At 54.4% G+C, this 11,366-nt stretch carries 12 protein-coding genes and 1 pseudogene; 10 read left to right on the plus strand and 3 right to left on the minus strand.

What is annotated here, in order from left to right; genetic code table 11:
- Positions 1–3: 3 nt before the first annotated feature.
- The 6 genes from lepB (at position 4) to acpS (ending at position 4,809) form a co-directional block, all read left to right on the plus strand.
- A complete protein-coding gene (lepB, locus tag AB182_RS05675) occupies positions 4–978 on the plus strand; it encodes a signal peptidase I (RefSeq protein WP_047369247.1) in 975 nt (324 codons plus the stop codon).
- A 267-nt stretch (positions 979–1,245) separates the two neighbouring features.
- On the plus strand, positions 1,246–1,926 hold the full coding sequence (rnc, locus tag AB182_RS05680; RefSeq protein WP_039079783.1) for a ribonuclease III: 681 nt from the start codon (positions 1,246–1,248) through the stop codon (positions 1,924–1,926).
- The gene (gene era / locus AB182_RS05685; protein ID WP_047369248.1) at positions 1,923–2,834 is read left to right on the plus strand and encodes a GTPase Era; all 912 of its coding nucleotides are present in this window, start codon (positions 1,923–1,925) and stop codon (positions 2,832–2,834) included. The genes rnc and era overlap by 4 nt, the downstream gene beginning before the upstream one ends.
- Before the next feature lie 123 nt (positions 2,835–2,957).
- Positions 2,958–3,689, plus strand: coding sequence for a DNA repair protein RecO (gene recO, locus AB182_RS05690; RefSeq protein ID WP_047373196.1), 732 nt, complete (start codon positions 2,958–2,960; stop codon positions 3,687–3,689).
- 8 nt (positions 3,690–3,697) lie between these two features.
- Positions 3,698–4,429: a pyridoxine 5'-phosphate synthase gene (gene pdxJ, locus AB182_RS05695; RefSeq protein ID WP_047369249.1), complete on the plus strand. Its 732-nt coding sequence runs from the start codon at positions 3,698–3,700 to the stop codon at positions 4,427–4,429.
- Positions 4,429–4,809 carry a holo-ACP synthase gene (acpS, locus tag AB182_RS05700; protein WP_047369250.1) on the plus strand — a complete coding sequence of 127 codons (381 nt, stop codon included), beginning with the start codon at positions 4,429–4,431 and terminating at the stop codon, positions 4,807–4,809. Before pdxJ ends, acpS begins: the two co-directional genes overlap by 1 nt.
- A 139-nt stretch (positions 4,810–4,948) precedes the next feature.
- On the opposite strand, the gene AB182_RS05705 is transcribed toward acpS, so the two are convergent.
- Both AB182_RS05705 and AB182_RS05710 read right to left on the minus strand, forming a co-directional pair.
- Positions 4,949–5,209, minus strand: coding sequence for a YfhL family 4Fe-4S dicluster ferredoxin (locus AB182_RS05705; RefSeq protein WP_047373197.1), 261 nt, complete (start codon positions 5,207–5,209; stop codon positions 4,949–4,951).
- A 58-nt stretch (positions 5,210–5,267) separates the two neighbouring features.
- The gene (locus AB182_RS05710; protein ID WP_047369251.1) at positions 5,268–6,116 is read right to left on the minus strand and encodes a MurR/RpiR family transcriptional regulator; all 849 of its coding nucleotides are present in this window, start codon (positions 6,114–6,116) and stop codon (positions 5,268–5,270) included.
- Between the two features lie 116 nt (positions 6,117–6,232).
- On the opposite strand from AB182_RS05710, the gene murQ reads away from it, so the two are divergent.
- The 4 genes and pseudogenes from murQ to tadA all read left to right on the plus strand — a co-directional run bounded on the left by murQ (position 6,233) and on the right by tadA (position 9,700).
- The gene (murQ, locus tag AB182_RS05715) at positions 6,233–7,126 is read left to right on the plus strand and encodes an N-acetylmuramic acid 6-phosphate etherase (protein WP_047369252.1); all 894 of its coding nucleotides are present in this window, start codon (positions 6,233–6,235) and stop codon (positions 7,124–7,126) included.
- A 10-nt stretch (positions 7,127–7,136) separates the two neighbouring features.
- Complete coding sequence (locus AB182_RS05720) at positions 7,137–8,495, plus strand: PTS transporter subunit EIIC (RefSeq protein WP_047369253.1); 1,359 nt, start codon at positions 7,137–7,139, stop codon at positions 8,493–8,495.
- A gap of 3 nt (positions 8,496–8,498) precedes the next feature.
- Positions 8,499–9,134, plus strand: a complete 636-nt coding sequence (yfhb, locus tag AB182_RS05725; protein ID WP_047369254.1) for a phosphatidylglycerophosphatase C — start codon at positions 8,499–8,501, stop codon at positions 9,132–9,134.
- A gap of 40 nt (positions 9,135–9,174) precedes the next feature.
- Positions 9,175–9,700 (plus strand): annotated as a pseudogene (gene tadA / locus AB182_RS05730) (tRNA adenosine(34) deaminase TadA).
- On the opposite strand, the gene mltF reads toward tadA, so the two are convergent.
- Positions 9,693–11,252, minus strand: a complete 1,560-nt coding sequence (mltF, locus tag AB182_RS05735; RefSeq protein ID WP_047369256.1) for a membrane-bound lytic murein transglycosylase MltF — start codon at positions 11,250–11,252, stop codon at positions 9,693–9,695. The pseudogene tadA and the gene mltF overlap by 8 nt on opposite strands.
- Between the last annotated feature and the right edge of the window lie 114 nt (positions 11,253–11,366).

The raw sequence follows: 11,366 nt of genomic DNA on the forward strand, positions 1-11,366 counted from the left end.
GGCATGGCGAACATGTTTGCCCTGATCCTGGTCATTGCGACCCTGGCGACGGGATTTTTATGGTGCCTGGATAAGTTTATTTTTGCACCCAAACGCCGTGAGCGTCAGGCTGTTGCACAACTGGCAACAGGTGATGCCCTTGATAATAAAGCGCTGAAAAAAGTCGGACCGAAACCGGGCTGGCTGGAAACAGGCGCATCGGTTTTCCCGGTGCTGGCGATTGTTCTGGTCGTACGTTCGTTCATTTATGAACCCTTCCAGATCCCGTCAGGTTCGATGATGCCAACGCTGCTGATTGGCGATTTTATTCTGGTTGAGAAGTTCGCCTATGGCATTAAAGATCCGATTTACCAGAAAACCCTGATCGAAACGGGCCACCCGAAACGGGGTGATATTGCGGTATTCAAGTATCCGGACGATCCGCGTCTTGATTACATCAAACGTGTTGTCGGCTTGCCGGGTGATAAGGTGAGTTACGATCCGGTCGCCAAACAGGTTACAGTTCAGCCGAAATGCAGCTCCGGCCAGGCCTGTGATAACGCGTTGCCGATCACTTACAGCAATGTTGAACCGAGCGATTTCGTGCAGACTTTCGGTCGCCGCACGGGGGGGGAAGCCAGCAGTGGATTCTTCCAGGTGCCGAAAAACGAAACGCGTGACGATGGTGTGCGTCTGAGCGAGCGGAAAGAGACGCTGGGTGAGGTTACGCACCGCATTCTGACGGTGCCGATTGCTCAGGATCAGTTGGGTATGTATTACAAGCAGCAGGGCCAGCCGCTGGCAACGTGGATTGTTCCACCGGGTCATTACTTCATGATGGGCGATAATCGCGATAACAGCGCTGACAGCCGCTACTGGGGTTTTGTACCGGAAGCCAATCTGGTGGGCAGAGCGACCGCAATCTGGATGAGTTTTGAAAAACAAGAAGGTGAATGGCCAACCGGTGTGCGCTTAAGTCGCATTGGTGGTATTCATTAATTCAACAGGGTGCGGACAGAATATCCGCACCCTGAATTATTTCCGCGATAAATCCGTTCAGACTAACGACATCCCCTGTCGTTGCGTATAGAATGTTCCCCCGAAGTTTCAGGCTGGCTCCTCAGGGCGCCACAGCACACGAAACCGCGTTGGTTCTTACATTTCATCATGCGCGCCACTCGTTAAAAGCGGCCGCCAGACGATGATATGTACTTTCAGGTCGGTTTCGTGTGCTGCATTGTTGACGCATTTATCTATTGGTATCGCATGAACCCCATCGTAATAAATCGGCTTCAGCGGAAGCTGGGCTACACTTTTCATCATCAGGAGCTGTTGCAGCAGGCATTAACGCATCGCAGTGCCAGCAGCAAGCATAACGAGCGTCTCGAATTCTTAGGCGACTCCATTCTAAGTTTTGTGATTGCCAATGCGCTATATCACCGTTTCCCGCGTGTGGATGAAGGTGATATGAGCCGTATGCGCGCAACGCTGGTCCGTGGCAATACGCTGGCGGAAATCGCCCGTGAGTTTGAACTGGGTGAGTGTCTGCGCTTAGGGCCTGGTGAACTGAAAAGCGGTGGTTTTCGTCGCGAATCTATTCTGGCCGATACAGTAGAAGCCTTGATCGGTGGGGTGTTCCTCGACAGCGATATTCAGACTGTAGAGAAACTGATTCTGAACTGGTATCAAACGCGTCTGGACGAAATCAGTCCGGGTGACAAACAAAAAGATCCGAAAACCCGTTTGCAGGAATTTTTGCAGGGTCGCCACCTCCCGCTGCCGTCTTATCTGGTTGTGCAGGTGCGTGGTGAAGCACACGATCAGGAATTCACTATCCACTGCCAGGTCAGTGGCCTGAAAGAACCGGTAGTAGGCACAGGTTCAAGCCGCCGTAAGGCAGAGCAGGCCGCAGCCGAACAGGCGCTGAAAAAACTGGAGTTGGAATGAGCAGCGAAACTGAAAAAACATATTGCGGATTTATCGCCATCGTTGGTCGCCCCAACGTGGGTAAATCCACCCTGTTGAACAATCTGCTCGGGCAGAAGATTTCCATCACCTCGCGTAAAGCGCAGACCACGCGCCATCGCATTGTGGGGATTCACACCGAAGGGGCTTACCAGGCCATCTACGTCGATACACCCGGTCTGCACATGGAAGAAAAGCGTGCGATTAACCGCCTGATGAATAAAGCGGCGAGCAGCTCGATTGGTGATGTGGAACTGGTCATTTTCGTCGTGGAAGGTACCCGCTGGACGCCTGACGACGAAATGGTGCTCAATAAATTGCGCGACGGTAAAGCGCCGGTTATCCTGGCTATCAACAAAGTTGATAACGTGCAGGAAAAGGCCGACTTGCTGCCGCACCTGCAGTTCCTCGGCAGCCAGATGAATTTCCTCGACATCGTGCCGATCTCTGCGGAGACCGGTTTTAACGTCGACACCGTTGCCGGTATTGTGCGTAAGCATCTGCCAGAAGCGGAACACCATTTCCCGGAAGATTACATCACCGACCGCTCTCAGCGCTTTATGGCGTCCGAGATCATTCGTGAAAAACTGATGCGTTTTCTGGGCGCTGAGTTGCCGTACTCCGTTACTGTCGAAATTGAGCGTTTCATTACCAATGAACGCGGCGGTTACGATATCAACGGACTGATCCTCGTTGAGCGTGAAGGGCAGAAGAAGATGGTGATTGGCAACAAAGGGGCCAAAATTAAAACCATCGGTATCGAAGCGCGTAAAGATATGCAGGAGATGTTCGAAGCCCCGGTTCATCTGGAACTGTGGGTGAAAGTGAAATCGGGCTGGGCCGACGACGAGCGTGCGCTGCGTAGTCTCGGCTACGTTGATGATCTTTAAGAGTTGATACTCTATGGATTTCGAGTTGCAGGATGGCGGCAAGACCGTGAATCCCCTGGAGCTTACATCGGTAAGTGACTGGGCGCCGCTAACGCGCCTGCAGCTTGAAAGACGACGAGTATGATGGAAGGCTGGCAGCGCGCATTCGTCCTGCATAGCCGTCCCTGGAGCGAAACCAGCTTAATGCTGGACGTCTTCACGGAAGAGTCGGGTCGCGTGCGCCTGGTCGCTAAAGGCGCACGTTCAAAACGTTCCAACCTGAAAGGCGCACTACAGCCTTTTACTCCCCTGCTGGTACGCTTTGGCGGGCGTGGCGAAGTGAAAACGCTGCGTAGCGCTGAAGCCGTCTCACTGGCGCTTCCCCTGTCCGGGATCACGCTTTACAGCGGTCTGTATGTCAACGAGCTTCTGTCACGCGTTCTTGAACATGAGACTCGCTTCTCTGAACTTTTCTTCGATTATCTGCACTGTATTCAGGCGCTGGCTGGCGCAATCGGGACGCCGGAGCCGGTTTTACGCCGTTTTGAACTCGCATTGCTGGGACATCTCGGGTATGGCGTGGATTTTCTGCACTGCGCAGGTAGCGGTGAGCCTGTTGACGACACCATGACGTACCGGTATCGCGAAGAGAAGGGGTTTATTGCCAGCGTGGTGGTGGATAACAGTACATTTACCGGGCGGCATTTGCGCGCGCTGGCCGAACGCGAATTTCCTGATATGGATACGCTCAGGGCGGCGAAACGCTTTACCCGCATAGCGTTAAAGCCGTATCTTGGGGGCAAACCGCTCAAGAGCCGGGAATTGTTTCGCCAGTTTATGCCCAAACGAGCAACAAAAACGAATAATGATGAATGAGGATTGTCATGTCTGAATTACTGTTAGGCGTCAACATTGACCATATTGCCACCCTGCGCAATGCCCGTGGCACGGCGTATCCGGATCCGGTACAAGCGGCATTTATTGCTGAACAGGCCGGTGCGGACGGCATTACCGTGCATTTGCGTGAAGACCGTCGCCATATCACTGACCGCGACGTTCGTGTGCTGCGCCAGACCCTGGACACGCGTATGAACCTTGAAATGGCCGTCACAGAAGAGATGCTGGGGATTGCCGTCGAAACGAAGCCGCACTTCTGCTGTCTGGTGCCGGAGAAACGTCAGGAAGTGACTACCGAAGGCGGTCTGGATGTGGCCGGACAACGTGACAAAATGCGTGATGCCTGCTCGCGTCTGGCAGATGCCGGGATTCTGGTCTCGCTGTTTATCGATGCTGATTTCGGGCAGATCAAAGCGGCTGCCGATGTTGGCGCGCCCTATATCGAAATACATACCGGTTGCTATGCCGATGCGAAAAACGAAGCGGAACAGGCAAAAGAGCTGGAACGCATCGCTAAAGCGGCGACCTATGCGGCAAGCCTCGGCCTGAAAGTGAACGCCGGCCACGGCCTTACTTACCACAACGTGCAGGCTATCGCGCGCCTGCCGGAAATGCATGAACTGAACATTGGCCATGCCATTATTGGTCGTGCGGTGATGAGTGGGCTGAAAGAGGCGGTCGCAGAAATGAAACGCCTGATGGTGGAAGCGCGTAAGTAATGGCTATTCTTGGCATTGGCACAGATATCGTCGAAATTGAGCGTATTGAAGCGGTAATTGCCCGTAGCGGCGATCGCCTGGCAAAGCGCGTATTAAGCGACAATGAATGGGCCATCTGGGAAACGCACCAGCAACCGGTGCGTTTTCTTGCTAAGCGCTTTGCCGTCAAAGAAGCGGCGGCAAAAGCGTTTGGGACAGGTATTCGCAACGGGCTTGCTTTTAACCAGTTTGAAGTGTTTAACGATGAGCTGGGCAAGCCCTGCCTGCGACTGTGGGGGGAAGCGTTAGCGCTGGCGGAAAAAATGGGTGTGGCGCATATGCATGTCACGCTGGCGGATGAGCGCCGCTATGCCTGCGCGACCGTGATTATCGAGAGTTAAGCACCGTGTTTCAGGGCGTCATTGGCGATGTCAGTTTGAACCCGGACAGCGCGGATAAACCGGAGCGTACTCAGGTACGTGAGGATTGCGAGCACTGCCCAGGTTCAAAATGACAAGTAAAATAGCCCTGAATCAGGTTCTAGATCTTATCCGCGTGGTGCATCAGAACAAACTTGTCCCACAATTGCTCTTCACTTTCGATATGTGCCGGATCTTTCAAAATGGTATTAGGGATCGGGCACACTTTTTGACAGGTCGGGGTGTCGTAGTGTCCAACACATTCCGTGCAGCGATCGCTGTTAATCTCATAAATGCTGTCGCCCATCGAAATGGCCTCATTCGGGCATTCGGGCTCGCACATATCGCAATTGATGCATTTTTTGGTGATTAACAGGGCCATCAGGAAAATCTCAGAAACCGCACACAAACAGGGCGGGCATTATACGATCATTCCCTGTTCAAACCAGTTTTTTTACCAGCTCCTCGCTATGGCGAATACGCTCCGGCGCATGTTCCAGATCGCGCTGAACCAGAGCCATAAATAACAGATCGGTGAGCATCGTTTGGGCGCTGGTTGATGAAATGGCGGCACTGCGGGTCGCCTGCTCTTCGGCAATCGTATACAGACAATGGCTGGCGCGCTGTTGCAGGGCGTTAGGCGTGAAACCAGTAATCGCCAGAATGCGTCCACCGGCGCGCAGCATTTCATCTGCGGCCATATTGATCTCGCGTCGCTCACCGGAATAAGAGATCGGCAACAACAGATCGTGCGGATCCATCGCCTGCACCGTGGCCAGCAGGGCGTGCATATCCTGCTCGACCACTGCATTCAGGCCGATTTTCATTAGCTTCCAGCCAAAATTACGTGCTACCAGACCGGACGCACCAATCCCGGTCAAAACAATACGCTTTGCCGCCCGCAGCATCTCCACGCTTTGCCGTAGCTTTTCTTCGCTGTTCACATCCAGAGTGGCGCGCATGGCGCTCAGATTCTCATTGATCAGCTTTTCGCCCACAACGCGCAGCGTATCGTCACCGAGGATCTGGTTGTGCACAGTGATGGACAGAGGATCCGGGCTGCTGGCAAGTGCCTCGCTGATCGCCAGTTTCAGTGCCGGAAAGCCTTTGAATCCCAGCTTTTGGGCGAATTTCACCACGCTTGACTGGCTAACACCCGCCTCCAGAGCCAGTTGCTGGGAGCTTAAATGGCGAGCGCGATCGGGCTGCGCCAGCAAGAAATCCGCCAACTTCTTATCACTCTGTGCAAACCCGGCATAGCGCTGGCGAATGCTAATTAAACAGTTCATAACGTCTCCCGAGGCAAAATGTGACCACACTTACAAATAGGCACTTCACGCAGGTAAATGAATTTAATATTCCATTTTTTCTATTATTATGAATAAAAAATTCCTAAGGAGCAAAAATGAATCTCGGTGCACTGGTTTCAGAAACACGCAATCCACAAACCATGGATTTAGATGCATTGACGACCCTTGAATTGGTTAATCGCTTTAACCAACAGGATACGCTGGTCGCAGAGGCAGTAAAAGCTACGTTACCGGAAGTTGCAAAGGCGGTGGATGCCGCGGCAACGGCGTTGAAAGCGGGCGGCAGAATTATTTATATGGGGGCAGGTACCAGCGGGCGGCTCGGCGTGCTGGATGCCTCTGAATGTCCGCCAACCTTTGGCGTGCCGCATGGCCTGGTGGTTGGGCTGATTGCCGGTGGACCGGGGGCGTTGCTCAAAGCTGTTGAAGGGGCAGAAGACAATGCACAGCTTGGTGAGGACGATCTGAAAGCGCTCGTGCTGAAAGCCGAGGATCTGGTCGTCGGGCTGGCGGCGTCCGGTCGTACACCTTATGTTATCGGTGGCCTGAAATACGCCAGGACCGTGGGCTGCACGACCGTGGCGGTCTCCTGTAACCCGGATTCCCCGATTGCGCAGGAAGCGGATATTGCTATTTCGCCGGTAGTCGGCCCGGAGGCGCTCACCGGTTCCACGCGTCTGAAATCGGGAACGGCGCAGAAGTTGGTACTCAATATGATCTCCACCGGGGCGATGGTGAAATTTGGCAAGGTTTATCAAAACCTGATGGTTGATATGAAAGCGACCAATATCAAGCTGGTGGACCGCGCCTGTCGCATGGTGGTGGAGGCGACTGGCGTCACGCGCGATGTCGCGGAAAAGGTGCTTAAACAGACCGATTTCGACGTCAAACCTGCGATCCTGATGATATTAACCGGGCTTGATGCGCCTGCGGCACGTGCGAAACTGACGGTCCATCAGGGCTTTTTACGGGCGGCGTTAGAAAACTAAAGAGGCGTGTATGGACAAAACAGCAGCGCTCGCCAGTGCCATCCTCAATGGTGTTGGCGGGCAGGGCAACATTCAGCGTCTTGAAAACTGCATGACCCGAGTGCGCGTCGAACTTTTCGATGATGCAAAGCTCGACCTGGCGGCCACAAAACAGCTTCCCGGGGTGAGCGGCTACGTCAAACAGGGCCAACAGCACCAGTTTATTGTCGGGCCGGGTAAGGCGGCGCAGGTGGTGGATGCGATGCGGTCACAAATGAGCGGGATGGAATCCGCGCAAGAGAATGTCGAGCGTAATAAGGCCCAGGCGAAGGCTAAATACAAAGCGCCGATGAGCGATGCGCTGCGCAAACTGGCCAACGTCTTTATTCCGCTGATCCCGGCGTTTATTGCCTCCGGTCTGATAACCGGCATCATCAATATCCTCAAACGCCCGGATATCGTTGGCGATTTTGCGACACAATACCCCAATATGCTCGGTTTGCTGGCCATTTTTGGCAGCGCTGTGTTTGCCATCATGAATATCCTGGTGGGGGTGAATACCGCGAAGGTATTCGGCGGCTCGCAGGCGCTGGGTGGGGTGATGGCAGGTATCCTCTCCAGCCCGCAGCTTGCGCAAATTACTTTGTTTGGCGAGGCGCTGCAGCCGGGCCGCGGTGGGGTTATCGCGGTATTACTGGTCGTGGCCTTAATGTGCTGGATTGAGAAAAAATTTCGCGACATTCTACCAGGCTCAATCGAGCTTATCCTTAACCCGTTGCTGACCACGCTTATTGCGGGGACAGTGGCGATTATAGTGCTTCAACCCTTGGGCGGCGTGATTTCCGAGAGCATCGCCCACGGTGCTTCCTGGGCTATCGATCGCGGCGGCCTGCTGGTGGGGGCTATCCTTGCGGGGGCATTTCTGCCGCTTGTGCTTACCGGGCTTCATCAGGGACTGGTGCCCATCCACGTAGAACTGGTACAGGCACACGGTTATAACGCCCTGTTCCCGATTCTGGCCATGGCGGGTGTCGGGCAGGTGGGGGCGGCGATTGCGGTGCTGATGAAAACCCGTAATGCCCGGCTTAAGAAAGTGATTAAAGGCGCACTACCGGTTGGATTGCTGGGGATTGGCGAGCCGTTGATTTTCGGTGTCACTCTGCCGCTGGGAAAACCTTTTCTCGGTGCCTGCCTGGGGGGCGCCGTGGGCGGTGCGCTGATCAGTTACTGGAAAGTGGCGACGGTTATCACTTTCGGTATCTCCGGATTACCGCTTGCGTTAACCATTGTTACCGGAAAAGTGATGCTCTATCTGTTAGGCTATCTGGTAGCAGTGATAGCCGGGTTCCTGTTTACCTGGCTGTTGGGTTTCACGGATCCTGAGGAGTAACAGTTGGCTACCAGCGAGCGTCGCATTGTTTTTTTTGATCTTGATGGCACCTTACATCAGCAGGATATGTTCGGCACATTCCTGCGCTATGTCTTGCGCCATCACCCTCTAAATGTCTTGCTGGTGCTACCTTTACTGCCCGTCATTGGCGTTGCCCTGTTAGTCAAAGGGCGCGCCGCGCGCTGGCCAATGAGTCTGCTGTTATGGGGATGTACGTTCGGTCACAGCGAAACCCACCTTAAGCGGCTTGAGCAGAAGTTTGCTACCTGGTTTCGCGGCCATGTCACGGCATTTCCGGTAGTCCAGGAACGACTCACTAACTATCTTCTGGCCTCCGATGCGGATATCTGGCTTATCACCGGCTCGCCGCAGCCGCTGGTAGAACAGGTCTATTTTGATACGCCCTGGCTGCCGCGAGTGAACATTATTGCCAGCCAGATTGAACGCCGCTACGGTGGGTGGGTGCTCACACTGCGCTGTCTGGGCCATGAAAAGGTCGCTCAACTTGAGCGCAAAATTGGCACGCCGCTGCGTCTGTACAGCGGTTATAGCGACAGCAAGCAGGACAACCCGCTGCTCTATTTTTGCCAGCATCGCTGGCGGGTGACGCCGCGTGGACAGCTCCAGCAACTGGAATGAGCGTGTGCAACACATAACGGCTGTGTATAATGCGCCCCGCTTGTTAACTGGAGTATCCCCCTTTGTCCAATCCTGAACTCAACCACGACTACTGGATGCGCCATGCGTTATCACTGGCAAAACGCGCGTGGGAAGAAGGTGAAGTGCCGGTTGGTGCGGTGCTGGTCCGTAATAATGAGGTGATTGGCGAAGGCTGGAACCGTCCTATTGGCCGTCATGATCCCACCGCACACGCGGAAATCATGGCCCTGCGCCAGGGGGGGATGGTGTTGCAAAACTACCGCCTGATCGACACGACCTTGTACGTTACGCTTGAGCCCTGCGTCATGTGCGCCGGAGCGATGGTGCATAGCCGTATCGGGCAGCTTGTATTCGGCGCGCGCGATGCAAAAACCGGGGCAGCAGGTTCACTGATGGACGTGTTGCATCACCCGGGCATGAATCATCGGGTGGAGATTGTCGAAGGGGTTTTACGCGATGAGTGCGCCGGGATGCTAAGCGATTTTTTCCGTCAGCGTCGGCTGGAGAAAAAGGCTCAGAAAAAAGGGGCTGAGCCGCTTATTTAGCCGCGCCGGGCACCTGCACCACCAGTTTATCCGGCACCGTCAGTGGATTGCGGGGGAAGGCCTCGCCTGGCGTAAAGGAACTAAAGGGCATGATACCGTAAGGCGCGCGATTGAATTCGTCCGTCGCCACCGCCGGATACCCCTGCGCCAGCTGTGATTTCTTCGCTGCCTCTTTCTCTTTTTCCAGCAAATAGCCTACCAGGCTGATTTCGTATTTACGTATGTTTTCCACGTAAGCATAAGCTTCATGCCCACGCGCATAGCCATAGGTGAGTTTGCTGTAATAGGGCTTCTGACTCAGCAACGGCAAGCGCTGCTTTACATCTGCCCAGCTATCCGGGTTGCCCTTTGTTTTCACCGTGAGCGCACGGGCGTCCAGCATGTGCGCATAACCCATGTTGTAAGCAGCCAGCGCAAACCAGATACGTTCGTCCTGCGGGACACTCTCCGGTACTTTATCCATCATATCCTGCAGATAGCGCGCACCGCCGCTGATACTTTGCTCGGCATCCGTGCGGTCGCTCAGGCCGAGACTTTGTGCGGTATTGCGGGTCAGCATCATCAGACCGCGTACGCCGGTGGGGGAGGTCGCCTGTGTATCCCAATGGGATTCCTGGTATGAAATCGCGGCCAGCAGGCGCCAGTCAATATCCTGCGCATATTTCGTAAACAGCGGCTGGAGATCGGGCAGAACGCTGTCCACTGCGCGTAAGAAGGTGCGCGTGTCGACGTAATCAAAATCATCGCCATGGCCGAGGTATTTCTCTTCCAGCCGTGCCAGCGTCCCGTCTTCGTTAATGTTATTGAAGAAGTCGAGCATGGCCGCCGACAGCGTATTGTCGTCGTCGCGCCGGCTGAACCAGGTAACCGGCTGTTCATCGCTGATATCGAGGGCAACGGCCAGTTCCGGGTGAACGCGCTGGAACAGACTCACGGCAACCGAATCCGCTACGGTATAGCTGAGTTTGCCGTCCACCACCTCTTCAAGCAGATTGTTGGTGCCGGCCTTGTCGTCCACCTTCCAGCTCAGATCCGGGAACTTCTTCTCTTTAAGTTCGCGCAAATCGTTGATCGCCACATGTCCGGGCGCGATGGTGAGTTGGCTGTCATTGACGGTGGCCAGGCTGCGTGGGCGGTAACTACCGACGCGGTAAACCAGTTGCTGCGATACCCAGTAGTAAACCGGGCCCGGCTGGTAGTTTTTGAGGCGCTCGTTGTTATAGACAAGGCCGGCAGCCAGCATATCGGCATTGCCGTGATCGAGGTCGTCAAAAATCTGGCTGATATTCTGGCGTACGGTCACTTTCAGTTTAACGCCGAGATAGCTGGCGAACTGTTGGGCGAGCTCGTAATCAAGCCCGTAAGGCTTATTATCTATACTGGCATACGTCAAAGGGGACGCAATAGTGCTTATGCGAAGTTCGCCCCGCGCCTTGATGGCCGCAACGCGGTTGTCGGCTATGCCGAACCAGGGGATAGAAGGCCACAGGGCCGCTGCCAGCAGCAGGGTGACGATGCCGATAAGCAGATAATTAATCTTAAATTTTTTCAATTAGTTAATTCTCTGCGCCGTACGATGCCTCAATAAATAGCCGCCATGAATACAAGGATGTTTATCGGTCGTTGAGCGGCATTTTGCGCAACAAAACGCCAGTTGGCAACTAAT

The organism is Phytobacter ursingii, assembly GCF_001022135.1.
In the GTDB taxonomy this organism is placed as follows: domain Bacteria; phylum Pseudomonadota; class Gammaproteobacteria; order Enterobacterales; family Enterobacteriaceae; genus Phytobacter; species Phytobacter ursingii.

Excerpts from the sequence above, each read along its gene's own strand:
- AB182_RS05705 (WP_047373197.1), bottom strand. The coding sequence starts at position 5,209 with ATGGCCCTGTTAATCACCAAAAAATGCATCAATTGCGATATGTGCGAG.
- AB182_RS05720 (WP_047369253.1), top strand. The coding sequence starts at position 7,137 with ATGGACAAAACAGCAGCGCTCGCCAGTGCCATCCTCAATGGTGTTGGC.
- era (WP_047369248.1), top strand. The coding sequence starts at position 1,923 with ATGAGCAGCGAAACTGAAAAAACATATTGCGGATTTATCGCCATCGTT.
- murQ (WP_047369252.1), top strand. The coding sequence starts at position 6,233 with ATGAATCTCGGTGCACTGGTTTCAGAAACACGCAATCCACAAACCATG.
- acpS (WP_047369250.1), top strand. The coding sequence starts at position 4,429 with ATGGCTATTCTTGGCATTGGCACAGATATCGTCGAAATTGAGCGTATT.
- recO (WP_047373196.1), top strand. The coding sequence starts at position 2,958 with ATGGAAGGCTGGCAGCGCGCATTCGTCCTGCATAGCCGTCCCTGGAGC.
- rnc (WP_039079783.1), top strand. The coding sequence starts at position 1,246 with ATGAACCCCATCGTAATAAATCGGCTTCAGCGGAAGCTGGGCTACACT.
- pdxJ (WP_047369249.1), top strand. The coding sequence starts at position 3,698 with ATGTCTGAATTACTGTTAGGCGTCAACATTGACCATATTGCCACCCTG.
- lepB (WP_047369247.1), top strand. The coding sequence starts at position 4 with ATGGCGAACATGTTTGCCCTGATCCTGGTCATTGCGACCCTGGCGACG.
- AB182_RS05710 (WP_047369251.1), bottom strand. The coding sequence starts at position 6,116 with ATGAACTGTTTAATTAGCATTCGCCAGCGCTATGCCGGGTTTGCACAG.